Raw genomic sequence first — 24,508 nt, forward strand, 5'->3', positions numbered from 1 at the left:
GACTGCCCTGACAGTAGCAGCTAGTGCTGGAAGCGGTCGATGACGTGGTCGCGGAAGCGCTGGGCGGCGACGGAGAGGTAGCTGTCCTGCCGCCAGGCCAGGCTCAGCACCCGGCGGCAGTCCGGCTCGTCCACCGTCAGCCAGGCGACGTTGGCGTGGATGTCGATCCGGCGACCGAAGGAGGGCACCAGCCCAATGCCCAGCCCGGCGCCGATGAGGTGGAACAGCCCCTCGGGCTCATCGCTCTGGCACACGATGTCCAGCTCCAGCCCGGCTTTGGCGAACAGCCGCTCGGCCAGGGCGCGCGGCCAGTAGCCGGGGCGGGTGGTGATGAACGGTTCGCCCGCCAGGTCGGCGATGCGCACCCGCTCGCGCCCGGCCAGCCGGTGCCCGGCCGGCACGCACAGCAGCACCGGCTCGTCCAGCAGCACCTGAGCGCGGATGTCGTTGCCGGGCAAGGGTTGCGAGCCGATGCACAGGTCGACCTCACCCTCGCGCAGCTGGGCCGCCATGTCCCCGGCCGTGGACTGGAACAGCCGCACGTCCACCAGCGGGTGCTCGGCGACGAAGCTCTGGATCACCGCCGACAGCGGCAGCAGGGTCTCGGTGGCCACCGCGAGGATGCCGCGTTCCAGCCCGGCGGCGTCGGCCAGCTCCCGGCGGGCGTCGTCGAGCTCGGCCAGCGCCCGGTCGACCCGGCGCAGGAAGGCCGCGCCGAAGCGGTTGAGCCGGATCCGCCGCCCGTGCCGGTCGAACAGCGGCACGCCCAGGTCCTCCTCCAGCCGGGCCAGGGTGCGGCTGAGCGAGGGCTGCGCGATCCGGAGCTGCTCGGCGGCCCGGCCGACGTGCTCCAGCCGGGCGAGCACCTGGAAGTAGCGGAGTGCCAGAAGATCCACTGCTGATGCCTGTTCTGTTATGAGCAGATAACGAATCTTGTCTTGGACAGCATAAGGCGGCGGATCTTAACTTCGAGCACGTGAACGCAACCGTGACTACGCCGAGCCGGCTGGCGATCGGGGCGCTGCGGGTGAGCCGGACGCTGGTGAGCGCGCACGCCGTGGCGATCATCGGCCAGCCGGTGTTCGCCGGCGGCTACCTGAGCGGGGACTACGACATGCTCTGGCTGCACCGCTGGGGCGCCGACACCGTGTCCTACCTCAGCTACGCGCAGCTCCTGGCCACCCTGGTGCTGTGGCTGGCGCACGGGCCGCGCTGGCTGTTCTGGGTCAGCCTGCTCACCGCCGCCGGGGAGACCGGGCAGTACTTCGCCGGCCTGTTCGGCGCGCTCGACCTGCACATCCCGCTCGGCGTCGCCCTGGTCACCGCGATGGCGCTGACCACGATCGCGGTCTGGCGGCCGGTCCAGTGGCAGGCGGCCCGATGAGCGCCCGCCTGTCCCGGCGGCGCTTCCTCGGCCTGGCCGGCGGCGCGGGTGTGCTGCTCGCGGCCGGGATGATCACCCCTCGGCTGCTCCGCGCGGACTCGCCGGGCACCGGGGAACTGTTGCACAGCAAGGTCCCGCTGCCCGAACCCTTCCGGGTGCCCCTGCCCATCCCACCGGTCCTCCGTCCACATCGGACAGACGAGGCAGATCACTACACGATCACCCAGCGCGCCACCACCGCCGAGATCCTGCCCGGCATCCGGACGCCGATCTGGGGCTACAACGGGATTTTCCCCGGCCCCACCATCGAGTCACGGCGGGACCGGACCGTGGTGGTGCGCCACCGCAACGAGCTCCCGGTGCCGACCGTGGTGCACCTGCACGGCGGCCACACCCCGGCCGAGCACGACGGCTACCCCACCGACCTGCTCATGCCGGTCTCCGGCTGGGACGGCGGTCACGGCGGCCACGACATGTACGACGCCAAGGCCAACATCGCCTACGGCTCCCGCGACTACGTCTTCCCGCTGCGGCAACGGGCCGCGACCCTGTGGTACCACGACCACCGGATGGACTTCACCGGTCCCGCGGTCTACCGGGGCCTGGCCGGTTTCCACCTGGTCCGCGACGAGGAAGAGGACGCCCTCGGCCTGCCCGCGGGTGAGCGCGAGCTGCCGCTGATGATCGGCGACCGCGCCTTCGACGAGCACGGCGCCTTCGCCTACCCGTCGCTGGATCCGTTGCTGCGCAGCATTCCCGGCGTCGAACCCGGGTACGTGGAGGGCGTCTTCGGCGACGTGGTCCTGGTCAACGGCGCGCCCTGGCCGGTGCACGAGGTGGCCGCGGCCCGCTACCGGCTGCGCTTGCTCAACGGCTCCAACGCCCGCCGCTACGACCTGGCGCTTGACCCGCCACCGCCCGGCGGCGGCGGATTCGTCCAGATCGGCAGCGACCAGGGCCTGCTCGACGCGCCCCGCACGCACGACCACATTCCCCTTGCGCCGGCGGAACGTTACGACGTCGTCGTCGACTTCGGCCGGTACCCGGTCGGCACCGAGGTGACGGTGCTGAACCGGCTCGGCGCCGGCTCCACCGCGCAGGTCATGCGGTTCGTGGTCACCAGGAAGGCCCGTGACGACAGCCGGATCCCGGCCAAGCTCAGCGAGCTCGCCCCGCTCAGCCGGGCACAGGCCACGGTCACCAGGGATTTCGCCTTCACCGCAGGCCAGGTGCACGGCCGAACGGGCTGGGTGATCGGCGGCGAACCGTTCGCCCCGGACCGGATGGACGCCCGGCCCCGCCTGGGCGAGACCGAGATCTGGCGGTTCGTCGCCGACGTGCACCACCCCGTGCACCTGCACCTGGTGGGCTTCCACATCCTCTCCCGCGGCAGCGGCCCGCCGGGCCCGTTCGACGGCGGCCTCAAGGACACCGTGGACCTCAGCCCCGGCGCGGCGGTGGAGGTGATCGCCCGGTTCGAGGACTACCGCGGCCGGTTCGTCTTCCACTGCCACAACGCCGAACACGAGGACATGGCGATGATGGCCAACTTCGAGGTGGTCTGACCGGGCCCGCTCTCAGGCGTTCGCGCCCGCGTCCACGGTGATCGCGGAGCCGGTGATGTTGCGGCCGCCGGGGCCGACCAGGTGCGCGACCGAGGCGGCCACGTCCTCGGGGCTGCCGTAGCGGCCGAGCGCGGTGAAGCCGCGTTCCTCCTCGGCCTGCGGGCTGTCGGCCGGGTTCATGTCGGTGTCGGTGGAGCCGGGGTGCACCAGGTTGACTGTGATCTCCCGCGCGCCGAGGTCGCGGGCCAGGCCCTTGGTGAAGCCGATCAGCGCGGACTTGCTCATCGCGTACAGCGCCACCCCCGGGTAGGGCACCCGCTCGGCCAGCGAGCTGCCGATGCTGACGATCCGGCCGCCCGGCGCCATGTGCCTGGCCGCCGCCTGGCTGGCCAGGTAGACCGCGCGGGTGTGGATGGCCAGCGTGCGGTCGACCTCGGCCAGATCCACCTCGTCAACGGTGCCGTAGCGGAAGATCCCGGCGTTGTTGACCAGGATGTCGATCCGGCCGAGCTCGGCCACGGTCCGCTCGACCGCGCCGACCACGGCCGCGGGGTCCGCGCTGTCCGCGGCAATGGCCAGGCCCCGGCGACCGGCGGCTTCGACCTGCTCGACCACGCCCCGCGCGCGGTCCGCGGCGCTGGCGTAGGTCAGTGCCACATCGGCCCCGTCGGCCGCCAGCCGTCTGGCGATGGCCGCGCCGATGCCGCGGCTGCCCCCGGTGACCAGAGCCACCTTACCTGCGAGTTCCGGCATGTCCCCTCATTTCTGGGTCGATCACTACACAATTGGTATCGTGCAGCCGAGAGGCCTGTCAACGCTTTGTGGGTCGATCGCTACAGAAAGGGGTTTGGCATGGCAACCCGGGGCCGTCCACGAGCGTTCGACCGCACCGCGGCCCTGCGCCGCGCGATGGAGGTGTTCTGGGAGCACGGCTACGAGGGGACCTCGCTGAACGACCTGAGCGCGGCGATGGGCATCAACGCTTCCAGCCTGTACGCCGCCTTCGGCACCAAGGAGGAACTGTTCCGGGAGGCGGTGGCCCACTACGACGAGACCGAGGGCGAGGCCGCGGCCCGCGCGCTGCGCGAGGAACCCACCGCGCGCGCGGCCTTCGAGCAGGTGCTGCGGGTCAACGTGCGCGCCTACACCGACCCCGCGAAACCGGCTGGCTGCATGATCGTGCTGGCCGCCACCACGTACACGCCCAAGAACCAGAGCGTCCGCGACTTCCTGGCCGGCCTGCGCCGGGAGACCCAGGAAGCCTTGCGGCAGCGGCTGATCCGCGGCATCGCCGACGGCGACGTGCGCGCCGGCGCCGATGTCGACGCGCTGGCCGCCTTCTACAACACCCTGTGGCAGGGCCTGTCCATCCAGGCCCGCAGCGGCGCCACCCGGGCGGAGCTGGCCGCGGTCGTGGACGCCGCAATGGCCTCCTGGGACGCGCTGGCCGCGGTCACCGGGTGAACTCGGCCACGTGCTCGGCGGCCCACTCCCGGAAGCTCCGCCCCGGCCGCCCGAGCAACTGCTCCAGCACACCGGTGGGCGGCAACGGGTTGTCCACCATGGCCGCGTACCCGGCCAGCACGGTGTCCACAATGGACTCATCCAGCCAGGACAGCGCGGCGGCCCTGGCCTCGCCCGGCGGGATCTCCTGCCAGCGCAAGGGCCGTCCGAGCGCCTCGCCGAGGATCCGCACCTGCTCGATCTGGGTGTGCACGGTCGGCCCGCTCAGCAGGTACCTGGCGCCCTGGTGGCCGTCCTCGGTGAGCGCGCGCACCGCGACCTCGGCCAGGTCCGCCTCGTGCACCAGGGTGAACCCGGCCCCGCCGTGACTGCCGCGCACCACGTCCCCGGCCCGGACCTGCCCGATCCACTGCCGGGTGTTGGCGGCGAAGGCGAAGGGGCGCAGGAACGTCCACTCCAGACCGGAGTCCTCGATCAGGCGCTCGATGCGCGCGTGGTGCTCGGCGATCGGGTCGGGCTGGGGGTCCGCGGTGTCGTCCACGGCGGCCGAGGACAGCAGCACGATCCGCCGGGCCCGCGCCGCGATCGCCGCCACCACCTCCGCGGCCCGGTCCACACCGTCGAACGGCCAGACCAGGAACACCGAGTCCACCCCGTCCAGCGCCGCGGTCAGCGCGGCCGGATCGGCCTGGCTGCCGATGGCCACCGGCACGCCCGGGGGAAGGTTGGCGGTGGCCGGGTCGCGGGTCAGCGACTGCGGGGTGATGTCGCGCGCCAGCAGCTGCCGCAGCAGCGCGCCGCCGACGTTGCCGGTCGCGCCCGTCACCAGGATGTTGTTGTCTCGCACCATGTCCTGGACGCTAGGCGGTGGCATCCGCGCTGGTAAGGACGCACTTCCGGGTAAGCTCCGGAGGTGACGGTTGGCTCGCAGGCAGATCAGGGCAAGGCTCCGGTGGCACGTGACCGGCTTCACGTGAACTGCGCGGGCAGCGAGGTCTTCGGCCATGTCACCAGCCGCTGGGGCATCCTGGTGCTGGCGGCGCTGCTGGACGGCCCGCTCCGGTTCGCCGCGCTGCGCGACGAGGTCGAGGGCATCAGTGAGAAGATGCTCTCGCAGAACCTGCGCGACCTGGTCGGCGACGGCCTGATCGCCCGCTCGGTCGAGCCCGACACCCCACCCAAGGTCAGCTACGCGCTGACCCCACCCGGCCGCGAGCTCGCCGAACGCCTGTACGCGGTGCTGGAGTGGATCGGCCGCAACCTGACCTAACGCACCCCGTCCAGCTCCCCCGGCACCTCGCCCACACACGCCACCGCCAGCCGGAGCCGTTCGTGCAGCACCCCGGCGGCCCCCGGCCCGAGGGTGGAGGTGATCGGCACGGCGGCGTGTTCGAGCAGGGCCATGGCGTGGTCCCAGTTGTCGGTCAAGGCCTGGTAGAGGTAGCCGAGGGCGAGCGCGGGGTGGGTGCCGAGCAGCACCGGGAACAGCCGGGTGAGCACCTCGTCGCGTTCCACTCTGACCAGCGGGTCGCGCGGATCCAGCCGGAGGGCTTCCGCGTGCAACTCGGCCGGGTCGACCAGGTCGGCGAGGGCTGGGCAGCGGGCGAACTGGAGCAGGGCGACCGCCCCGGTGGCCGGTGGACTGGCGCGGGCGGCGGCAACGGCTTCCACGGCAAGCCCGCGCAGGTCATGACTTTCGGCCAGGTAGGCGATCAAACCCGCCGCTGCGGGCAACCGCGGCGTGCCGAACAACTCCCGCAACCGGTCAAACCCCGCGCGCTCCCCCAGCACCGCGTACAGCGGATCCTCGATGCCGGCCAGGCCCTGCCGTGCCCGCACGATGTCGACCAGCAGCGGATCACCACCTGAGGGTGGCTCGAACCCGGCCAGCATCGCGTAGCTCAGCGCGCAGGCGTAGGTCAGGTACCGCGCCCCACTCTGCTCCAGCATCTCCAGCGCCTGCTCCGGCCCCCACCGCAACATCCGCACGGCCACCTCGAACCGGACCCGGTGATCAGCCCGCACATAGGCGAAAGCCTGCGCGTCCTGGTCCGCCGCCAGCCACTCACATGCCGCGACCCGCCCCAGCGCCTCCGCCAACGACGCCCTTCGCCCCAGCGTCTCCTCGGCCGCCGCGCCTCCACCCACCTGCTCCGCAGCCGCCGCCCTTCCCCTCAGCTCTTCCTCCGCCGCCGCCCTTCCCCCCAGCGCGGCCAGCCCGATCGCCCGCTCCCCGGCATCAACCAGCGAATCCACCAGCGCCGCTGCCCTGCCCGGCTCCGTCTCGGCGATGGTCTCGGCCAGCACCCGCACCACCCGCCCCCAGGTGTGCGGGTTGCCCACCGACCACGAATCGGGACTCATCGCCCGGACCACCTCGGCCGGATCCCGGTGGAAACGCCGCTCCCGCAACCGCATCCAGTCCCCGGTGTGGTTGAACTGGTAGGCCGCCGTACTCACCTTGGCCAGTGGGTCCGGCGGCGCGCCGCCGATCACGCGGTACGGCCCCGTCGGCCGGACATCAACCAGCGCCGGGGCCTGCCCGCTGTCCCGCTGGACCTCCGCCAGCACCGCCTCGGCCTCCTCGCGGCGGCCGGAGTCCAGCAGGTGCTGGCCGATCACGGCCGCCGTCGTCCACCGGTCGTTGTTCACAATGGACCATTGATGGTCGGTCATCTCCCGCATCGTGGCCAGCGCCGCGGGCAGGTCCAGCGGAGCCAGCCCGATGGCCAGGCTGCTCAGATCCCCCTCATGCCGCATCCGTCGCAACGAACCAGGTTCGCCCGCAGGAGTGACCTCCCCCGGATCGAGCAGCCCCCGCGCCGCCACCGGATCGAACTCGGCCACCACCACACTGGCCTTCCGCCGGGTCCACAGCGTGCCGTTCCACCGGATCACCCGCTCCAGCAACGCCATCGCCCGCCCGGTCGCGCCCCGGGCCGCCAGCAACCGCACCGCGCTCAGGCACGAGTCGTCGATGAACCCGCACACCTCGAAGGTCTCCAGCCGCGCCAGCAACCGTTCCGCGACAACAGGATCCAGCCCAGGCACCGCTGCCGCGCAGACCAGCCCGGCGGCCAGCTCCTGCTTCGCATCGTGCTTGCCCTCCGGCGCGGCGGCGGCCTCGGCGATCAGTCGCGCGAGGTGCTCCCGCGCCCGCTCGGGCTGGGCCACGGCCAACCGCGCCAAGCAGAGCAGCCGTTCCCCGGGCTGTGCCCGCGCCAGTTCGGCGACGGCCTCGGCCAGCGCATCCCGCACCCCGGGCCGAGCATCCCGCACCCCGGGCCGAGCATCCCGCACCCCGGGCCGAGCATCCCGCACCCCGGGCCGAGCATCCCGCACCCCGGGCCGAGCATCCCGCACCCCGGGCCGAGCATCTCGCACCCCGGGCCGAGCATCTCGCACCGCAGCCTGAGCTCCCCGCTCCCCTGCTCGAGAATCCGGTGCCCCCGCCCCAGCTTCCGGTGCGCCGTCCGCTGCCAGTCGTGCCGCGAGGTCAAGCCAGTCCCCCGCCCGGCACCCCCTGATCTTCCCGAGCAACGCACGCGCCGCCAACGGCTCAGCCACCCTGGCCGCCGCCCGGTACAGCGCGTCCGGCGCCCAGATCCGCTTCCCGCTCTGCCCCCGCTGCGCGTGCGCCCACAACCGCAGCGCCCGCGGCAGATCGTCCGCGGCGAACTCCAGCGCCGCCTCCTCCAACGGCAGTGCCTTCGCCGGAGTCCCCCTGGCCACCTGGTCCGCCGGAATGGTCAGCGCGGTCTCCACCATCAGTTCCCGCTGGCCACCCGCGTGCCGGTGGATCTCCCGCGCGCTCTGGAACTGTTGCAGCGAGGGCGGCAGCGCCCACAGGTGGTCCAGCGCCTGGCCGACCTGACCGAGCCGGGCCATCAGTCCAAGCACCCTGGGCGTCAGGCCCCGGCTGGTGCGGCGGAGCTGGCGGCGGACCACGCCGAGGTAGAGCGTGCCCGGCAGGCTCGGGGGCATCCGTTCGGCGACCAGGTCGACGCAGCGGGCGAAGTGCCGGTCGCTGCCAAACGCGGCGGCGATGGCCTGGCGCAGCCCGGGACAGACCAGTTCCGCGGCCTGTTCCGCAAAAGTTCCGCCCGCGCGGGTGACGTGCTCGGCAAGGTGTAGCAGCCCGTAGCGGTCCACCGCGGACCAGTCGAGCGCGGACCAACTCGGCGCGCCGCCGCGGTAGTGGGCGGCAATGCGTTGGTGCCACTCGGTTTCGTCGACCGCGCAGTCCGGATGGTCGCGGTGGGCCGCTTCGCCGCGCAGGAACTCGCCAATCGAGGCGTGGTACAGGCTGATCCGGTCCGCGCGCTCCGCCAACAGCCAGCGCAACCGGGACAGTGCCGCGCGCACCGCCCTCGGCCAGACCCGGATGCCGCCGAGGGCGAGCAGTTCGGCCGTGCTGACCGGTTCGCGGGCGACCGTGAGCACGCCGAGGATCGGCTGCCCGAGCCCCAGCCACGGATCGGTCAGCCGGTCCTGCGGCCCGGTCGGTTCGCGGATCTCCAACTGGCCCAGCCGCCGCAGGTCGGCGCGCGCGGTCTCCACGAAGAACCCGTACAACCCGTCAAGGCCGGGCGGGATGCCGTCGAAGCCCAGCAGCCGACCGGTCAGCGCGGGATCGGCCTCGGCCAGCGCGCGGGCGTAGGTGGCGAGGTAGAGAAAGTTCCCGGCGGCCCGGGTGACCACGTTCCGGTGAAACTGGTCCAGCAACTCACCCCTGGCCGCCACCGCGCTCGCGACCGGCTCGACACTGAGCACTTTTCCGGCGTAGGCAAGCAGATCCGCCGTCACCCGCCCGGACCCGGGGTCGATGGGCACCTCGGTCAGCGCACGGGCCAACCGCAGCGGACCGAGCTCGGCGTGCGGGCGCGAGCTGAGCACCAGCCGCACGTTCGACGGCAGTTCCGGGCCCCCGGCCAGCCAGTCCAGCAGGCTGCTCCCGGCGAGCTCGTCCAGCGCGTCGACCAGGATGACGATCCGCGCCGCCGGATCGAGCCTGTGCAACGCCTCGGCCGGGTCGAGCAGGGCCAGGTGCGCGAGGTTGTCCGGCTCCAGCAGCCGGGGCTCCAGGTTCGCCCGCCCGATCTCCACCCCGCTGACCGACCCGGCCACCCCGCCGAGCCGCTGCTCCACCTCCAGCACCGCGGTCCGGTGGAACGGTGAGGCGGTGAGGTCCTCGATCCGGATCCCCACCACCCGGCCACCGGCGGCCACGTTCTCCACCCGCTGCCGCACCACCACACCCAGCCGCTCCGGCTGGAACACCTCCGGCCGCTGCCGCGCCAGCTGGTGCCCCACGGCGAGCAGGAAGGACTGCACGTCGGTGCCGGCCAGCGTGGTCCGGCTGTCCCGCCGGGCGAAGTACCGCAACCAGTCCGGATGCCCCTCGGCCAGCGCCGCCAGCAAACTCGTCTTACCGGCCCCCGGCTCCCCGGTCACCAGCACGTGCCCGCGGTCCAGCGCGGCCTCGACCTCCGCGCGCAGCCAGCCCCGGTCGACGAACCCCGCCCCGGTGTGCTGCTCGACCACCTCCGCGAAACTCAGGCTCACCAGCCTTCTCCCGCCCGGTTCTCGACTAGGACCACTGCGCTTTCAGGACCACTGCGCTTTCAAGACCATTGCGCCTTGTCGACCAGGTTTACCAGTTCGGCCCCGGCCGCGAAGCGCTTCGCGTTTTCCAGCAACACCGCGAACCGCCTGCTGTCCGCGTGCGGCCCCACCCCGGCCACGTGCGGGGTGAGCAGCACATCCGCCCGCCGCCACAGCGGATGGTCCGGCGGCAGCGGCTCCTGCTCGAACACATCCAGCGCCGCCCCGGCCAGCCGACCGGCATCCAGCGCCGCCACCAGATCGGCCAGCCGCACGGTGGCTCCGCGCCCGATGTTGACCAGGTACGCCGAGGGCCGGAACAGCGCGAACCGCCGGGCGTCGAACATGCCCTCGGTCTCCGGCGTGTGCGGCACGGTCAGCACCACCAGGTCCGCCTCCGGCAGCGAGGAGTCCAGCTCTCCCACCGGTCGCAGCTCGGAGAACCCGGTCGGCAGGTCCACCCGCCGCCGGTCCACCCCGGTCACCCTGGTCCCGAACGCGGCGAGCAGCCGTCCGATCTCGCTGCCCAGCGCGCCGACCCCGACCACCAGCGCACTGGCCTCGGCCAGCGGCAGCACCGCGGTCGGCGCCCAGTCCGGCGCCCAGCGTGCCGCGGTCTGCTCGCGCAGGTAGCGGGGCAGCCCGCGGGCCAGCGCGAGCACCAGCGCCAGCGCGTGCGCCGCCACGTGGTCGGTGTAGGTGTCCCGCATGTTGGTCACCTGCACCGGATGCGCGATCAGTTCCGGGTGGTAGAACCCCGCCGGCGGCCCGGCCTGCGGCGCCTGCAACCAGCTCAGCCGCCGCGCGTGCCGCAGCAACTCCGGCGGCAGCGCGCCGTAGACCGCGTCCGCCGTCCGCAGCGCCGCCACGGTGTCCGCCGCCGTCTCCGGCCGCAGCACCCGGATCCCGGGCACCGCCTCGGCCAGCCGCGCGGGCCAGTCCACGGTCTCCTCGGCCTGCGGCGGCACCAGCACCAGGGTGAAACTCATAACGGCCATCGTCGCTGATCCCGGGCTTCGCGCCCAGCACCATGAGTCGCGGTCCGGCCGGGCCCGTCACTGGCGTTCAGTCGTGCAGCAGGCCGAGGTCCGGGGGCACCAGGGTGGTGTTCTCCATCAGTTCGCGGATCAGGTTGTGGTTGAGGGTGTTGCCGACGGGTTCGCCGACCTCCTCTCTGGTCAGGCCCGGGACGCCGCCGCGGCTCAGCCGGTTGCGGACGCCGAGGACGAGGTGTTCGACCTTCTTGTGGGTCCAGCCCTCCTCGGGGCGGATCTCGTTGAGGTGCTCGGCGGCCTGCCGCCAGGACAGCGGGTTGGGGTACAGCTCGTGCAGCAGGTAGCGCTGACCGAGCACGACCAGCGCCAGCTTCTCGGCCGGGGTGAGCGCCCAGGTGTGCGGCGGACTGGTCGAGGCCCCGTGCTGGATGTCGGGCCCTTCGCCGTCCTGGGCCCGGACATGGACCTCCAGCAGGTGTTCGCGGCCGCTGCTGCCGCGGACGAACAGCGGGGTGTACCCGGCCGCCAGCGGGATCGGCTCGTCCTGGTTGCACAGCAGCCGGGCTCCCGGCAGCCGCAGCGGCAACCGCCCCAGGTTGCTGATCCACCACCGGTCGCCCCGGTGGGTGAGCGCACCCTGGTGGCGGCTGATCCGCCGGTCGTGCTCGCCGACGCAGACGTGCACGTCCGGGCGGTTGCGGCCGAACACGATCTGCCGCCCCTCCCGGGGCCCGACCGTGATCCCTCCCGTCACCGACAGCACGTGCAGGGTGCCGGGCACCTCGTTCGCCCGCACCCCCCAGGCCAGGCTGTGGTGCCCGGACGGCAGGGCCTGCCCGCCCGGCACCGCGAGCTGCTCGATCATGTCCGCCTCCTGCCAGGTCGTCTGATCGGAGCGTGGCACGCGGTGCCGGGAGGGTTCCCGGGGCGCGACCTAGCTGGCCACCGCGGTCAGCAGGTCGATCCTGGCCGCGCGGCGGGCCGGCCAGATGGCGGCCAGCACCCCCGCGGTGACCAGGCCGGCCAGGGTCAGCGCCACCACGGGTAAGGGAACGGTGGCGTCGAGCAGGGACTGGCCGAGCATCGCGTGCTGCATCACCGCGCCGGAGCCGACCCCCAGCAGCACGCCGAGGATGGCGCCGAACAGGCAGATCACCACGCTCTCCCAGCGGATCGCGGCCCGGAGCAAGCTCTGGGTGGCGCCCACCGCGCGCAGCACGCCGAGCTCGCGGACCCTGGCCATGACCGCCAGCGCGAGCGTGTTGACCACGCCGAACAGGGAGATCAGCACGGCGAGGGCGAACATGGCGTACATGATCACGAATGCCAGGCGCTGGGTCTCCTGTCCCTCGGCGACCAGGCCGGCCTGGTCGGTGACGGTGACATCGGGCCGGTCGGCGAACTCGGCGAGCACCGCGGCGCGGGTGGCCGCCGGGTCCGGGCCGGTGGCGTAGATGGTGGTGATCTTGTCTTGCAGGGCGGGCGGGACCTGCGCCTGGTCGAAGTAGATGCTCGCCTGCAGCTCGGTGGCCTCGTACACCCCGGCCACGGTGCTGGCCACCGTGACGCCGTCGAAGGTCATGGTGAACCGCTCGCCCAGGCGCAGGCCGAGCATGTCGGCCTGGTTGCGGGAGATCAGCGCGCCCCGGCGCAGGTCGGCCACGCCGTCGGTGACCGTGGGGGTGAGCACCGTGCCGAAGGCGGCCGGGTCGATCGCGGAGACCACCCGCCGGGTGCCGCCGCCCTCGTAGGCCAGCTCGGCCAGCGCCTCCCGCGCGGCCACCACCGTGGCCGCCGACGGCACTTTGTCCACTGTGGACAGATCATTTCTGGTCAGATGGGATTGTCCTTTCAGGGCAGGGCGGATCACCGTGGTGCTGGTGGGCACGGTGGCCCGCGTGGTGGAGGCGATCAGGTCGCCGAAGGTGGCGCTGAGCGTGGCGAAGGCGCACACCAGGGCGACCCCGATGGTGATCGCGGTGGCCGTGGCCGAGGTGCGCCGCGGATCACCGGCGGCGTTGCGGATGGCCAGTCGCAGCGCCGGGCTGCCGAAGCGGCTCAGCGGGCGCAGCACCAGCGCGGCCAGCGCCGGGGCGAGCAGCAGCACCCCCAGCGCGGCGACCACGGTAGCGCTCAGGCCGATGATGCGGGGCAGGGTGTCCGCACTGGGGTCGGCGGTGGCCAGGACGGCCACCAGCGCGGTGGCCAGCACCGCCAGCCCGGCCAGGGTGCGGGCCCGCCGGGTGGCCCTCGGCGGGGTCGGGTCGGTGCGCAGCGCGGCCATCGGGGACACCTTGGCGGCCCGTCGCGCCGGGCCGTAGGCGGCCAGCACGGTGGTGCCGACGGCGACCGCGTAACCGAGCAGGATGGCCAGCGGGCTCACCGTGAACTCGATGTGCTCGCCCGGCCGGAGCACCCCGATGATCAGCGGCCCGACCGCGACGCCGGTCCCGGCGCCCAGAGTGCCGCCGGCCAGGCCGAGCAGGGTGGCCTCCAGCACCACCGTGCGGCGGACCTGGCTCTGCCGCGCGCCGACCGCGCGCAGCAGGGCCAGCTGGCGGGTGCGCTGGATGAGCAGCATGCCGAAGGTGTTGGCGATGACGAACATGCCGACCATCAGCGCCACGAAGGCGAACGGCAGCAGGGTGATCCGCAGGTCCATCAGGCCCTCGGCCCGATCGGCGTCGACGACCTCGGCCAGCTCCGCCCCGGTCTGCACCACCCGGCCGGGCCCGGCGGCCGCGGCCGGGGTGACGCCGGTCAGCTCGATGCGCCGGAAACCCTTGCCCAGCAAGCGTTCTGCCTCCGCCGGGGCGAGCGCGACCGCGGGCTGGTCGTCCTCACCGAGCGTGCGGTAGTCATACCGGCCCACCACGGTGACCGGTTCCCAGCGGCCACCGTCGAGCAGCACCCTGGTGCGGGCGCCGACGTCGAGTCCGGCCAGGGCCGCCTCCACCCGGTTGACCGCGATCTCCCCCGCCGCGGCCGGTGGCCGCCCGGAGAGCAGGGTGAAGCGGCCGGTGTCGTCCCAGCCGGTGCCGGTGTGCCCCAAGGGGGTGCGAGTACGGACGAGCTTGCCGTCGGGGCCGGGCAGTCCGGCATGGCCGGTGCGCACGCCAGTGGCGGTGGCGCCGGGCAGCGCGGCCAGCCGGGCCAGTTCGGCCTCCGGCAGCCGGGTGTCCGGCCGGTCGGCCCGCACGCTCAGGCCGACGCCGGTCCGCCCGCCCTGTCCGCTGATGGTGGTCGCGATCGAGTCGCTGACCACCCAGGCGCCTACCACCGCGGTGACACCTAGGGTGATCGCGACCAGGGTCATCGCCACGCGGCCCTTGTGCGCCAGCAGGTCGCGCAGCATGGTCCGCCACATCAGGCGGTCACCCCTTCCAGTGATTTCATCCGGTCCAGCACACGCTCCGCGGTCGGCTCGTGCAGTTCGCCGACCAGCCGGCCGTCGGCCAGGAACAGCACCCGGTCGGCGTAGGCGGCCGCGGCCGGGTCGTGGGTCACCATCACGACGGTGCGGCCGAGCTCGTCCACACCGCGGCGCAGGAAGCCGAGCAGTTCGGCCGAGCTGGCCGAGTCCAGCGCGCCGGTGGGCTCGTCGGCGAAGACCACGTCCGGGTTGGTCACCAGGGCGCGGGCGCAGGCCACCCGCTGCTGCTGGCCGCCGGAGAGCTGGTGCGGGCGGTGGTTCAGCCGGTCGGCCAGGCCCATCGCGCCGACCACGGTCGAGACCACCCCTGGCTTGGGCCTGGTGCCGGCCAGCGCGAACGGCAGGGTGATGTTCTCCAGCGCGGTCAGGGTGGGTAACAGGTTGTAGGCCTGGAAGACGAAGCCGATCCGGTCGCGGCGGAGCACGGTCAGCTCGTCATCGGAGAGCTCGGTCAGTTCGGTCTCGCCGACCCACACCCGGCCGTCACTCGGCCGGTCGAGCCCGGCCACGCAGTGCATGAGGGTGGACTTGCCGGAGCCGGAGGGCCCCATGATCGCGGTGAACCGGCCGCGGTGCAGGTCCACGTCGACGCCGGCGAGCGCCCGCACGCCTGCCCCGTAGGTCTTGGTCAGCCCTCTGGCTCGCACCGCGGAGGTGGGTTGTGTCATGCCCAGAACGGTCCCCGAATCGGCGGCCGCTGCCATCGGAGCACGGCCTGGTCTTTGGCGTCCGACCGTGGTCTGGCCGGGAGCCGCCGGGGCGGTGCGCGTCATACCGTGGTCGGACAGACCTCGGGCTGATCCCAAGCCGGCGGCCCTGTGGCAGGGTGAGGGAATGGCCAGTGTGGACAGTGGCGCTCAGCGCGCCTACCTCGTGGGGCTGGACCTCGTGGTGGGCGCGACGATCACCGTGGTCACCGCCGCACTGACGATGAGCTCCGGCGTGATCGAGCCGTACACCGGCCCGGAGTGGCTGGCCTGGCTGATCGCGCTCGGGGTGGGCGGGCCGGTCATCGTGCGCCGCCGCTGGCCGTTGGGCGCGATGCTGGTGCTGCTGCCCTTCACGGCCGTGGCCGCGCTGCTGCTGATCGGGCAGCTGGCCGTGGTGTCCGTCGCGCTGGTGCTGTACCTGGTCGCGCTGGTCGAGCCCCGCCGCCGCTCGATGGCGCTGATGGGCCTGTCCATGCTCGTCACGGTCATACCGGCGCTATTCAGCTCGGTCCTGTGGATCATGCTCACGGTGTTGCTGACCATCGGTCCGTGGACGATGGGCCGGTTCGCCCAGTTCCGCCAGCGGGACGAAGCGGTAATGGCCGAGCAGCGCGAACAGCGGGTGGTGCTGGCCGAGCGATTACGGATCGCCCGCGACCTGCACGACATCGTCGCGCACAGCATGAGCCTGATCGCGGTCAAGGCGGGCGTGGCCAACCACGTCGCCGACACCCAGCCGGAGGAGACCAAGGCCGCGCTGGCGGTGATCGAGGCGACCAGCCGGGACGCGCTGGCGGACCTGCGGCGCATGCTGGGCGTGCTGCGCTCCGCGGACGGCGCGGAGGTGGAACTGCGTCCCGTGCAAGGACTTGCCGAGTTACCCGGGCTGGCGCAGCTGGCCGAGTCGGCCGGGGTGACGGTACAGCTGGACGTGGCCGAACTGGAGTTGCCGGAGGGGGTGCAGCAGGCGGTGTACCGGATCGTGCAAGAGGCGCTGACCAATGTGGTGCTGCACTCCGGGGCCGGGAGCTGTGAGGTGCGGCTGCGCGAGGACGGCGCCGAGGTCGTGGTGGAGGTGACCGATCCGGGGGGCAGGCGGGCGGTGGCCGGGGGCGGGGGCGGACACGGGTTGGTCGGGATGCGGGAGCGGGTCGCGGCTTACGGCGGCACGCTGACCACGGGGCGGTTGGCCGGTGGCGGGTTTGGGGTGTGCGCGCGGCTGCCGATCGGTGGGGCGGGGTGAGTGCGGTGGCTGGCTGGGCTGGTCCGCGAGGTCGTGGGGCGCTCGGCGGCAAGAACGGGCACGGTGCTGGGAACGAGCACAGCGTTGGGGGCGGGCACGGTGCAGAGGGCGGGCACGGTGCTCGGGATGGGCACGGCGCTGGGGATGGGCACGGCGCTGGGAACGAGCACAGTGTTGGGGGCGGGCACGGTGCCGGGGATGGGCACGGCGCTGGAGGCGGGCACGGCGATGAGGCTGAGCTTGGCGTTCAGGATGCGCGCGGCGATCGAGGCGTGCGCGGCGGTGGGGCGGCCCGATGATGGAAGGTGGCCCGATGATGGGGGCGGCCCCGGTGGCGAAGGCGGCCCCGGTGGTGAAGGCGGTCCCGGTGGTGGGGGCGGCCGCGGTGGTGGGGGCGGCCGCGGTGGTGGGGGCAGGGTTGGGGTTGGGGCTGGGTTTGGCGTTCGGAGTGCGCGCGGCGAACGAGGTTCGGGGCGGGCTCGTTGGCGGGGCTGGGCTTGGCGGCGGGGTTGCGACTCGGCGACGGAGGCGCGCGGCGTTGGGGGGCGGGTCTGGTGACAGGAGCGCGTACCCGGATCGGCGTGTGCTCGATGATCGTGGCGGGGGCTGGCGGCGGTGCTCACAGGGGGTCTCGGGTCGCCGGTGTGGGGCTGGGGGTGAGCGGTGACGGTTCGGGTGTTGATCGCGGATGACCAGACGTTGGTGCGCGGTAGTTTCGCTTTACTGGTTGGGTCCGCGCCCGGGTTGACCGTGGTGGGGGAGGCTGCTGATGGGGTGGCGGCAGTCGAGTTGGCTCGCCGGGAGAAGCCCGATGTGGTGCTGATGGATGTCCGGATGCCGGAGATGGACGGCATTGAGGCGACCAGGGTGTTGTGTTCGGGGGCGGAGCCGGGGCCGCGGGTGTTGATCCTGACCACCTTTGACCTGGACTCCTACGTGTACGCGGCGTTGCGGGCCGGGGCCAGTGGGTTCCTGCTCAAGGACACGCCGCCTGCGGAGTTGTTGCAGGCGATCATGGTGGTGGCGGAGGGGCAGGCGTTGTTGTCGCCTAGTGTGACGCGGCGGTTGATCGCGGAGTTCGCGCGGCGGCCTGAGCCCGCGCAGTCACCGGCCCGCGAGTTGGATGGGCTGACCGAGCGGGAACGTGAGGTGCTGGTGCTGATCGCGCGCGGACTGTCCAATGTGGAGCTGAGCCAGAGCTTGCGGTTGAGTGTGGCCACGGTGAAGACGCACATCGGGCGGTTGCTGAGCAAGCTGCATGCCAGGGACCGGGCGCAGTTGGTGATCGTGGCGTATGAGACCGGGCTGGTCAGTCCGCGGTGAGTGGGAGGGGGACGGCGTTGGCCATGGCGGCGTGGCCGGCCTGGTTGGCGTGGATGCCGTCGCCGCTGTCGTAGCCGGCGCGGATGGTGTTGGGATTGGTCGGGTCGCGGAGGACCTGGTCGAAGTCCAGGACGCTGTCGCAGGCGCCCGCGCAGTTGCCGCCGGTGCGGACGAAGGCGTTGATCTCGGCGCGGTCCCGGTTCTGCTGGGCCGTATAACCGGGGCGCGGGGTGATTGGCACGGCGTGGATCTTGATGTCGGCCGCGCGCAGGCGGGCGAAGACCGCGCGGTAGCTGTCCAGGATGGCTGGGGCGCGGCAGCCGAAGGCCAGGTCGTTGGTGCCGTAGTAGTAGATCACCGCGGTGACTCCGTGCAGGGACAGCACATCGCGGTCCAGGCGGGCCAGGCCGTGCAGGTCCGCTACCGGGGGTGGGGTGAGCGGGCAGGTGGCGGCGCTGGTGGTGCCGCCGATGCCGGCGTTGGCCACGGCGAAGCGTTGCGGGCTGGGGAGTTCGTTGGCGCGGCGGGCCAGGTCGTCGGTCCAGCGGCGGTTGACGGCGGTGCAGCCGGGGCCGCAACTGGTGCTGCCGTGGCCGTCGACGACCGAACTGCCGTAGGCGACCACGGTTCCGCCGGCTTGGGTCGTGCGCACGTCCACGGCGCTGACCAGGTAGGTCGAGCCGGTCTTGAGGGGGTACGGGGCCGGGTCGTGCACGCGGTCGCCGGAACCGGCTGGGGTGAGGTAGTTCTCGCGCAGGGCGGCCTGGTGGGCGCTGGGGCGGGACTGGCCGCGCAGGTGCAGGCTGACGGCGAGGTCGTCCTGGGCGCGGGTGGGCAGCGGGACCGGGTCGCTCCAGACCTCGCCGCCGATGGGCACGGTGACGGCGGGGCGGCCGTGGAAGCGGAGGAGGCGGGAGGTGCCGGGAACGACCGCGCCTTGGCCCGCGCTGATACCGGCCGCGGCGGCGTCGATGGTGAGCGGGGTGGTGCCGTACTCGTTCTGCAGGCGGACACGCAGGGCCGGGCCGCCCTGGCTGAGGTGGGTGATCATGCGGATGGACTGGTTGTCCAGCGTCTGCGGGGCCAGGGATTGCTGGGACTGGGCCCAGGAGGTGAGCCACCGGCCACCAGCAGGCTCCGCGACGGCGCTGGGCGGGGCGGCGAGGGAGTGAGCGGCGAGCAGGCAGGCTGTGGTGATCAGGCAGGCGGCGGTGGTCAGGCAGGCGGCGGTGGTCAGGCAGGCGGCGGTGGTCAGGGTGCGGGTGCGGTGGCCGCGCATCAGGCGCGTTCCAGGAAGAAGTAGAAGTGCTCGCCGGTGGGCTGGGTGTGTTTGCCGTTCATGATGCCCAGCAGGGTGCGCTCGTCCACCCGCTTGAAGTGGTCGAAGATGGGCTGGCCGTCGTAGACCATGGTGGCGGTGACCTCGCCGCGGAACTCGATGTTCCACAGGCTGGCCTCGCCCTGGCCCGCCTCGACGTTGGAGTACAGCTCGCCCTGCTCGTCCCGGCAGAGCAGGGGCTTGGCGTCGGTCAGGGAGTGGAACTCCTTGCCGTACCAGCGGGCGGCGGCGAGCTGGCCGTTGAGCGGGTGGCCGGTGCTGAACTCATCGCCCTGCCAGCGGCCCAGGATCTCCTCGGCGGGCACCGGCGGGAGCTGGGCCCAGAGCTCGTCCAGCTCCGCGGGGGTGACCTGGTGCTTGCGCTCGCGAAGCTCCTGAAACCTGGCCCGCGCCTGCTCGACGTCCGTCATGACGACCTCTCCACTGGTGGGTTCCCGGCCCTGCCATTCGACCACTTCGGCGTCCCGGTGTGAATATCATGCGGAATGCACGCGGAGTCCGGGGCCCGGTCACGGGAGCTGGCCAGTGGCACGCCGTGGCCGGCCATGGACACGGACCAGGACTGCGCCGCGTTGCGGGCGACCTCGCTGATGGTGCAGGGGCGGAACTGGGCCGACTCGGTGCGTTTCGCCGAGGTCGCGTTGAGCCGGCCGCCGTGCCGGGACGACCCGATCTGCGTGTGGCGGGCGCTGGTCACCCTGACCGCGGCCGGTGAGCTGACCGCGGCGGACGCGCACTGCGCGCGGCTGGTCGAGGAGGTCGACCCGCAGCTGGCCGGGGCCGAGCACCGGCTGGCCATGATGCTGCGGGTGCGGGCCCGGATCGCGGTGCAGCGCGGGGACCTGGCCGGGGCGCGGGCGGCGCTGGAGGAGCTGCTCACGGTGCCTGCGCCGCGACCGGTGCGGCTGGTGGCGGCGGGGTGGCTGGCCGAGGTGCTGGTGGGCCTGGACGCGGTGGACCAGGCAGCGGCGTTGCTGGCCCGGCACGACTTCGACACGGCGGTGCAGTGGCGGGCGCCGTGCCGGCCGATGCTGCTGGCCGCGCGCGGCGTGGTGCGGGTGGCGGCCGGGCAGGCGCAGGCCGGATTGCGGGACCACCTGGCCAGCGGGCGGGGTTTCCTGGCGCAGCGGGTGGCGAACCCGGCGATCGCACCCTGGCGCGGGCGGGCGGCGCTGGCCGCGATGACGGTTCGGCGTGAGGACCTGGCCGTTGACCTCGCCGAGCAGGAGCTGGCCGCGGCGCAGCGGTGGGGTGAGCCGAGGGTGCTGGGCGCGGCGCTGGCCACGGTGGCGGTGGTGCGCGGCGGGGACGAGGTCGAGCAGCTGAGCGAGGCGGCCGATCTGCTGGAGGTGGCGCAGGCCCGGCGGGAGTTGAGCCTGGTGCGTTACCAGCTGGGGGTTCGGCTGGCCGCGCGCAAGGAGTTGTCAGCGGCGCGGAGCAGTTTGAGCGCGGCGCGGACGCTGGCCGAGCGGGTGGGCGATCCGCGGGGGCAGCGGGCCGCCGAACTGGCCCTGCACGGGCTCGGCGGGCCGGTGGAAGCCTTGACCGGCAAGGAAGAGCAGGTGGCCAGGCTGGCGCGGGCCGGGCACGGCAACCGGGAGATCGCGGAGCAGCTGGCGGTGTCGGTGCGCACGGTGGAGCTGCGGCTGTCCAGCGCCTACCGCAAGCTCGGCATCGCCGGGCGGGACGGACTGCGCACCGCGCTGCGGTAGTTGCGGTCGGACCGAAGGGTTATTGTGACCCAGGTCACATGTATGACATTTGAGCCAGGGCCGCTCTGGGTAACTGTGGCCATGATCCCCGACCTCATCCGGGTGGCCGTGCTGGTGGGCAGCGCCCGCGCCGGTTGCCGCAGCAGGAAGGTCGCCGACTGGGCGGCGGGGTGCGCGCGCAGGATGGCGGGGCGATCGCCCTGGTGACCCTGCTGGATGAGTCGGTGTGGTGGGCGCTGGCGTTGCGCGAGGCCCGGACCGTTCGCCCGTACGTCAGCTGACGGGAGCTAGTGATGATCATCTACGACATCGGCGCCAAGTCCGTGCAGGTCGAGCTGGCGCACACCGGCGGCGACTGGCAGCGTGCCGCGGTGGCCGCCTGGGTCAGCCGGTGGCGGCGGCAGCAGTGGCCTGCGGACCTGCTCGGGGTGGCCTGTCTGCCCAGTCTGGACGGTGCCTCGGTGCTGACCTGGAGCCAGTGGGCCACCGACGCCGAGCCCTGGTCGCTGTGGGGCCTGGACGGGCCGCCCGGCTACTCCTCCGGGCCGCGCACCTACCACCGACTGGGCCGGGTCGGCTCCCGGTCAGCTGCCCCTGGGTTCTTCGGCCTCACCCGCCTGGGCAACCTGGGCCAGGCCAGGGACTGGCTGGACGCGTTGCCCGCGCGGCCGAAGGCGGTGGCCGGTGAGCTCTACTTCCGGGAGGACGGCCGGGGCTTCCTCGGCCTGTCCGGCTGGCGCGAGCCGGTGACCGACGGCTACCGGGTGCACACCGCGCTCAGCGCGCCGGTTTCCGTCGGCCACCGGTCTTGAGCAGGCCCGGCACCCCGTGTGAGGATCATCGGACCATGCTGGAGGAATGGGTCGAGTCCGCGCGAGCGCTCCGGCTGCGCCTGGTGGAGGGCGGCCGGTGGGCCGAGGCGGACCGCGTGGTGGCCGAGGTCCTCGGCCGGGCCGTCGGCGTGCCCTCGACCACCGGCCCCGCGCTGGCCGGACTGTCCTATGTGGCCGGTGGGCCCCGGCCGGGCGCGGCGCGCTGCCCGGACCGGCCGGATCCGGTGCCACCGGAACGTGAGCTGGCCATGCGGGCCATCCTGCTGACCAACCGCGGCGTGGACCGGGCAGGCAGCGTCGAGCTGGCCGAGCGGGTGCTGGACTCGGCGGCCTGGACCGAGGCCGGTTGCTTCTGGTACTCGGTGATGGCGCTGGCCTATGCCGGTGAGCTGACCTCCGCACGGGCGCACTGCGCGCGGGCCGCGGCCACCGAGGGCTGGGCGCGGTCGGCGCGACAGCGGGACGCGCTGACCCTGGTGCGGGCCCGGCTGGCCACCTGGGCCGGGCAACCTCGGCAGGCGGCCGAGGAGCTGGAATCGCTGCTGGCGCGCGGGGTCTACCCGCAGTTCGCCGGGCTGAGCGTGGCCTGGCTGGCCGCCGCGCTGGTCGACCTCGGCGAGCTGGGCCGGGCCCGCGACCACTTCCGCGAGCACGACCTGGACGGCGCGCTGGACACCACGCCCGACCGGGCCGAACTGCTCGCCGCCAGGGGTGCGCTGCACCGGGCGGAGGGCCAGTTCCTGTTGGGCTATCAGGACTTCCTGGCCTGTGGCCGGGAGCTGGACGGCTGGGCGGTGGCCAATCCTGCGGTGCTGCCCTGGCGGTCCCAGGCCGCGCTGTGCGCGCACGCGCTGCAACGCGGCCCGCTGGCTGCCTCGCTGGCCAGGGCCGAGCTGGTGGCGGCCCGCCGCTGGGGCGCGCCGCGGCCGATCGGGCGGGCGCTGCACGCGGCGGGCTGGGACTCCGCCGCGCAGCTCACCGAGGCCGCGGCCCTGGTGCACGGCGCGGAGCTCGTGCAGGTGCGGCACGACCTGGGGCTGCTGCTGGCCGCGCGTGGGCAGCAGCTGGCCGCCGAGGAGGCCTTCGCCGCCGCGCGGGAGGCCGCGGCGATGATCGGCAACACCCGCTGGGCCGCGCGCGCCGCGCCGCCGCCGTTGACCAGTCAGGAGGGCCGGATCGCCGCGCTGGTGCGGGCCGGGCTGAGCAACAAGGAGATCGCGGCCCGGCTCGGCGTGGTGGTGCGCACCGTGGAGCTGCACCTGTCCCAGGTCTACCGCAAGCTCGGGGTGTCCGGGCGGTCCGGGTTGATCCGCGGCTAACGTGCCGCCTGCGCCGCGGCCTCTTCCAGGTCAAGGCGTTCCAGCTCGCCGCGCACGATGTCATCGGGCAGTTCCCCCGCCTTGCGCGCCCGCACCAGCGCGGTCCGCTGCGCGGCCAGCAGCTGCTGCCGCACAGTGAGCAGCAGGCCGCGTTCGGCCGGGGACATCCGGGTCTCGTCGGACTCCTTGCTGGCCGCCAGCGCGGTGGTGAACCGCTCCCGCAACCGCGCGAACGCCTCCGGGTCGGCGCCCTCCGGCGGGGTGCTCAGGGCCTGTTTGGCCGCGGCCCTGGTGACCTCCCTGGCCTTGGCCGCGCCCAGTTCCGCGCGCCGCTGTTCCTCCGGGGCTTCCAGGCGCAGCCAGCGGATCAGCGGCGGCAGCGTGGGGCCCTGGATCAGCAGCGTGCCGACCGCGACCACGAACGCCAGCGCCTGGATCAGATCCCGGCCGGGCACGGTGGCCGGCACCCCCGCCGCGGCGGCCATGGTGACCACGCCACGCATACCGGTCCAGGAGATCACCGCCATGTACTGCCACGGCAACCGTTCCCGGACCAGGCGGCGTCGCCCGCGCGGCAGGCCTACGGTCAGTCGCCCGCGGAGCAGGCCACGGCCGTAGGTGAGGAAGACCCAGGCCGGGCGCACCAGCAGCACCGTGCCGAGCACCGCCGTCGCGCCGAGGACGAAGGCGGGCCAGGAGATCCCGGTCGCGGCGAGCCCGGCGAAGACGAACTTGCACTGCAAACCCATGTAGGCGAAGACGAAGGCCTCCAGCAGCACGTCCAGGCTGTGCCAGACCTGCCTGCCCTGCAACCGGGTGGCGAAGGAGGCGCGGGCGTCGTTGTGCCCCAAGGTGATCCCGGCCGCGACCACCGCCAGCACCCCAGACGCGTGCACCTCCTCGGCCAGCAGGTAGGCGGCGAAGGGCACGATCAGCCCGAGCGCGGTCTCCAGCCCGCTGTCCCGCAGCCGGGACCGGATCCCGTGCACCACCAAGGCCAGGGCCAGTCCAATGAGGACACCGGCCAGCACGCCGTAGCCGAAGAGCAGGAACGGGTTGCCGAACAGGGTGTCCTTGCCGGTGGCCGCGGCCACCGCGAGGGTGAACAGGGTCAGCGCGGCCGCGTCGTTGACCAGGCTCTCCCCGGTCAGGATGGCCATCAACCGCTTGGGCAGCCCCAGTTTCCGGCCCACCGCCAGCGCGGCCACCGCATCCGGCGGGGCCACCACCGCGCCCAGCAGCAGGGCGGGCACCAGCGCCAGGCCGGGCACCGCCCAGGCCGCGACCAGTCCGGTGACCGCGGCGGAGACCAGCACCATGCCCACGCCGAGGAACAGGATCGCGCGCAGGTTGCGGGCCAGGCTGACGAAGGAGAAGTCCAGCGCCGCGGAGTACAGCAGCGGCGGCAGCACCACGGTCAGGATCAGCTCCGGCGCCAGCTCGAACCGCGGCAGGCCGGGGATGAAGGAGACCGCGGCCGCGATCACCACCACGACCAGCGCGGGTTGCAGGCCCTTGCGACTGGCCAGCGCGGTGATCCCGATCGCGCCCACGACCACCAGCAGCAGCTGCACCGCCCACCTC

At 73.2% G+C, this 24,508-nt stretch carries 20 protein-coding genes; 9 read left to right on the plus strand and 11 right to left on the minus strand.

The window, feature by feature from the left end:
* Nucleotides 1-20 precede the first annotated feature (20 nt).
* Nucleotides 21-896, minus strand: a complete 876-nt coding sequence (locus M8C13_RS07865) for a LysR family transcriptional regulator (RefSeq protein ID WP_252479823.1) — start codon at nucleotides 894-896, stop codon at nucleotides 21-23.
* Nucleotides 897-976: 80 nt separating this feature from the next.
* On the opposite strand from M8C13_RS07865, the gene M8C13_RS07870 reads away from it, so the two are divergent.
* Together M8C13_RS07870 and M8C13_RS07875 are read left to right on the plus strand one after the other, a co-directional pair.
* Nucleotides 977-1,384 (plus strand): hypothetical protein, encoded by a 408-nt coding sequence (locus M8C13_RS07870; protein WP_252479824.1) that lies wholly within the window; start codon nucleotides 977-979, stop codon nucleotides 1,382-1,384.
* The gene (locus tag M8C13_RS07875; RefSeq protein WP_252479825.1) at nucleotides 1,381-2,949 is read left to right on the plus strand and encodes a multicopper oxidase family protein; all 1,569 of its coding nucleotides are present in this window, start codon (nucleotides 1,381-1,383) and stop codon (nucleotides 2,947-2,949) included. The genes M8C13_RS07870 and M8C13_RS07875 overlap by 4 nt, the downstream gene beginning before the upstream one ends.
* 12 nt (nucleotides 2,950-2,961) lie before the next feature.
* On the opposite strand, the gene M8C13_RS07880 is transcribed toward M8C13_RS07875, so the two are convergent.
* Nucleotides 2,962-3,702, minus strand: coding sequence for a 3-oxoacyl-ACP reductase family protein (locus M8C13_RS07880; RefSeq protein WP_252479826.1), 741 nt, complete (start codon nucleotides 3,700-3,702; stop codon nucleotides 2,962-2,964).
* Nucleotides 3,703-3,801: 99 nt separating this feature from the next.
* Here M8C13_RS07880 and M8C13_RS07885 point away from each other — a divergent pair, with 99 nt between their 5' ends.
* A complete protein-coding gene (locus M8C13_RS07885; RefSeq protein ID WP_252479827.1) occupies nucleotides 3,802-4,413 on the plus strand; it encodes a TetR/AcrR family transcriptional regulator in 612 nt (203 codons plus the stop codon).
* Here the strand turns inward: M8C13_RS07885 and M8C13_RS07890 are convergent.
* On the minus strand, nucleotides 4,403-5,263 hold the full coding sequence (locus tag M8C13_RS07890) for an NAD(P)H-binding protein (protein ID WP_252479828.1): 861 nt from the start codon (nucleotides 5,261-5,263) through the stop codon (nucleotides 4,403-4,405). The two genes, M8C13_RS07885 and M8C13_RS07890, sit on opposite strands and share 11 nt — an antisense overlap.
* A gap of 63 nt (nucleotides 5,264-5,326) precedes the next feature.
* Here M8C13_RS07890 and M8C13_RS07895 point away from each other — a divergent pair, with 63 nt between their 5' ends.
* Nucleotides 5,327-5,683, plus strand: a complete 357-nt coding sequence (locus M8C13_RS07895; protein WP_252479829.1) for a helix-turn-helix domain-containing protein — start codon at nucleotides 5,327-5,329, stop codon at nucleotides 5,681-5,683.
* On the opposite strand, the gene M8C13_RS07900 is transcribed toward M8C13_RS07895, so the two are convergent.
* The 5 genes from M8C13_RS07900 to M8C13_RS07920 all read right to left on the minus strand — a co-directional run bounded on the left by M8C13_RS07900 (nucleotide 5,680) and on the right by M8C13_RS07920 (nucleotide 15,113).
* Complete coding sequence (locus tag M8C13_RS07900; RefSeq protein WP_252479830.1) at nucleotides 5,680-9,978, minus strand: ATP-binding protein; 4,299 nt, start codon at nucleotides 9,976-9,978, stop codon at nucleotides 5,680-5,682. The two genes, M8C13_RS07895 and M8C13_RS07900, sit on opposite strands and share 4 nt — an antisense overlap.
* Nucleotides 9,979-10,037: 59 nt before the next feature.
* On the minus strand, nucleotides 10,038-11,006 hold the full coding sequence (locus tag M8C13_RS07905) for a D-2-hydroxyacid dehydrogenase (protein ID WP_252479831.1): 969 nt from the start codon (nucleotides 11,004-11,006) through the stop codon (nucleotides 10,038-10,040).
* Between the two features lie 76 nt (nucleotides 11,007-11,082).
* Complete coding sequence (locus tag M8C13_RS07910) at nucleotides 11,083-11,877, minus strand: FHA domain-containing protein (RefSeq protein ID WP_252479832.1); 795 nt, start codon at nucleotides 11,875-11,877, stop codon at nucleotides 11,083-11,085.
* Nucleotides 11,878-11,946: 69 nt separating this feature from the next.
* Nucleotides 11,947-14,379 (minus strand): ABC transporter permease, encoded by a 2,433-nt coding sequence (locus M8C13_RS07915; RefSeq protein ID WP_252479833.1) that lies wholly within the window; start codon nucleotides 14,377-14,379, stop codon nucleotides 11,947-11,949.
* On the minus strand, nucleotides 14,379-15,113 hold the full coding sequence (locus M8C13_RS07920) for an ABC transporter ATP-binding protein (protein WP_252479834.1): 735 nt from the start codon (nucleotides 15,111-15,113) through the stop codon (nucleotides 14,379-14,381). Before M8C13_RS07920 ends, M8C13_RS07915 begins: the two co-directional genes overlap by 1 nt.
* Before the next feature lie 166 nt (nucleotides 15,114-15,279).
* On the opposite strand from M8C13_RS07920, the gene M8C13_RS07925 reads away from it, so the two are divergent.
* Both M8C13_RS07925 and M8C13_RS07930 read left to right on the plus strand, forming a co-directional pair.
* Nucleotides 15,280-16,398, plus strand: coding sequence for a sensor histidine kinase (locus M8C13_RS07925; RefSeq protein ID WP_252479835.1), 1,119 nt, complete (start codon nucleotides 15,280-15,282; stop codon nucleotides 16,396-16,398).
* A gap of 663 nt (nucleotides 16,399-17,061) precedes the next feature.
* The gene (locus tag M8C13_RS07930) at nucleotides 17,062-17,721 is read left to right on the plus strand and encodes a response regulator transcription factor (protein ID WP_252479836.1); all 660 of its coding nucleotides are present in this window, start codon (nucleotides 17,062-17,064) and stop codon (nucleotides 17,719-17,721) included.
* Here the strand turns inward: M8C13_RS07930 and M8C13_RS07935 are convergent.
* A complete protein-coding gene (locus M8C13_RS07935; protein ID WP_252479837.1) occupies nucleotides 17,708-19,000 on the minus strand; it encodes a GDSL-type esterase/lipase family protein in 1,293 nt (430 codons plus the stop codon). The two genes, M8C13_RS07930 and M8C13_RS07935, sit on opposite strands and share 14 nt — an antisense overlap.
* Nucleotides 19,000-19,470, minus strand: coding sequence for a DUF4334 domain-containing protein (locus tag M8C13_RS07940; RefSeq protein WP_252479838.1), 471 nt, complete (start codon nucleotides 19,468-19,470; stop codon nucleotides 19,000-19,002). The genes M8C13_RS07935 and M8C13_RS07940 overlap by 1 nt, the downstream gene beginning before the upstream one ends.
* A 75-nt stretch (nucleotides 19,471-19,545) precedes the next feature.
* On the opposite strand from M8C13_RS07940, the gene M8C13_RS45010 reads away from it, so the two are divergent.
* From M8C13_RS45010 to M8C13_RS45015, 3 genes are all read left to right on the plus strand, one after another.
* A complete protein-coding gene (locus M8C13_RS45010) occupies nucleotides 19,546-20,772 on the plus strand; it encodes a LuxR family transcriptional regulator (protein WP_305883929.1) in 1,227 nt (408 codons plus the stop codon).
* 293 nt (nucleotides 20,773-21,065) lie between these two features.
* The gene (locus tag M8C13_RS07950; RefSeq protein ID WP_252479839.1) at nucleotides 21,066-21,584 is read left to right on the plus strand and encodes a hypothetical protein; all 519 of its coding nucleotides are present in this window, start codon (nucleotides 21,066-21,068) and stop codon (nucleotides 21,582-21,584) included.
* A 35-nt stretch (nucleotides 21,585-21,619) separates the two neighbouring features.
* Nucleotides 21,620-22,924: a helix-turn-helix transcriptional regulator gene (locus M8C13_RS45015; protein ID WP_305883930.1), complete on the plus strand. Its 1,305-nt coding sequence runs from the start codon at nucleotides 21,620-21,622 to the stop codon at nucleotides 22,922-22,924.
* On the opposite strand, the gene M8C13_RS07960 is transcribed toward M8C13_RS45015, so the two are convergent.
* Complete coding sequence (locus M8C13_RS07960; RefSeq protein ID WP_252479840.1) at nucleotides 22,921-24,498, minus strand: sodium:proton antiporter; 1,578 nt, start codon at nucleotides 24,496-24,498, stop codon at nucleotides 22,921-22,923. The two genes, M8C13_RS45015 and M8C13_RS07960, sit on opposite strands and share 4 nt — an antisense overlap.
* Nucleotides 24,499-24,508: the final 10 nt, after the last annotated feature.

It is taken from the genome of Crossiella sp. SN42, from assembly GCF_023897065.1.
In the GTDB taxonomy this organism is placed as follows: Bacteria; Actinomycetota; Actinomycetes; order Mycobacteriales; family Pseudonocardiaceae; genus Crossiella.

Excerpts from the sequence above, each read along its gene's own strand:
- M8C13_RS07875 (WP_252479825.1), top strand. The coding sequence starts at position 1,381 with ATGAGCGCCCGCCTGTCCCGGCGGCGCTTCCTCGGCCTGGCCGGCGGC.
- M8C13_RS07880 (WP_252479826.1), bottom strand. The coding sequence starts at position 3,702 with ATGCCGGAACTCGCAGGTAAGGTGGCTCTGGTCACCGGGGGCAGCCGC.
- M8C13_RS07885 (WP_252479827.1), top strand. The coding sequence starts at position 3,802 with ATGGCAACCCGGGGCCGTCCACGAGCGTTCGACCGCACCGCGGCCCTG.
- M8C13_RS07890 (WP_252479828.1), bottom strand. The coding sequence starts at position 5,263 with ATGGTGCGAGACAACAACATCCTGGTGACGGGCGCGACCGGCAACGTC.
- M8C13_RS07905 (WP_252479831.1), bottom strand. The coding sequence starts at position 11,006 with ATGAGTTTCACCCTGGTGCTGGTGCCGCCGCAGGCCGAGGAGACCGTG.
- M8C13_RS07910 (WP_252479832.1), bottom strand. The coding sequence starts at position 11,877 with ATGATCGAGCAGCTCGCGGTGCCGGGCGGGCAGGCCCTGCCGTCCGGG.
- M8C13_RS07915 (WP_252479833.1), bottom strand. The coding sequence starts at position 14,379 with ATGTGGCGGACCATGCTGCGCGACCTGCTGGCGCACAAGGGCCGCGTG.
- M8C13_RS07920 (WP_252479834.1), bottom strand. The coding sequence starts at position 15,113 with ATGACACAACCCACCTCCGCGGTGCGAGCCAGAGGGCTGACCAAGACC.
- M8C13_RS07925 (WP_252479835.1), top strand. The coding sequence starts at position 15,280 with ATGGCCAGTGTGGACAGTGGCGCTCAGCGCGCCTACCTCGTGGGGCTG.
- M8C13_RS07935 (WP_252479837.1), bottom strand. The coding sequence starts at position 19,000 with ATGCGCGGCCACCGCACCCGCACCCTGACCACCGCCGCCTGCCTGACC.
- M8C13_RS07940 (WP_252479838.1), bottom strand. The coding sequence starts at position 19,470 with ATGACGGACGTCGAGCAGGCGCGGGCCAGGTTTCAGGAGCTTCGCGAG.
- M8C13_RS45010 (WP_305883929.1), top strand. The coding sequence starts at position 19,546 with ATGCACGCGGAGTCCGGGGCCCGGTCACGGGAGCTGGCCAGTGGCACG.
- M8C13_RS07950 (WP_252479839.1), top strand. The coding sequence starts at position 21,066 with ATGATCATCTACGACATCGGCGCCAAGTCCGTGCAGGTCGAGCTGGCG.
- M8C13_RS45015 (WP_305883930.1), top strand. The coding sequence starts at position 21,620 with ATGCTGGAGGAATGGGTCGAGTCCGCGCGAGCGCTCCGGCTGCGCCTG.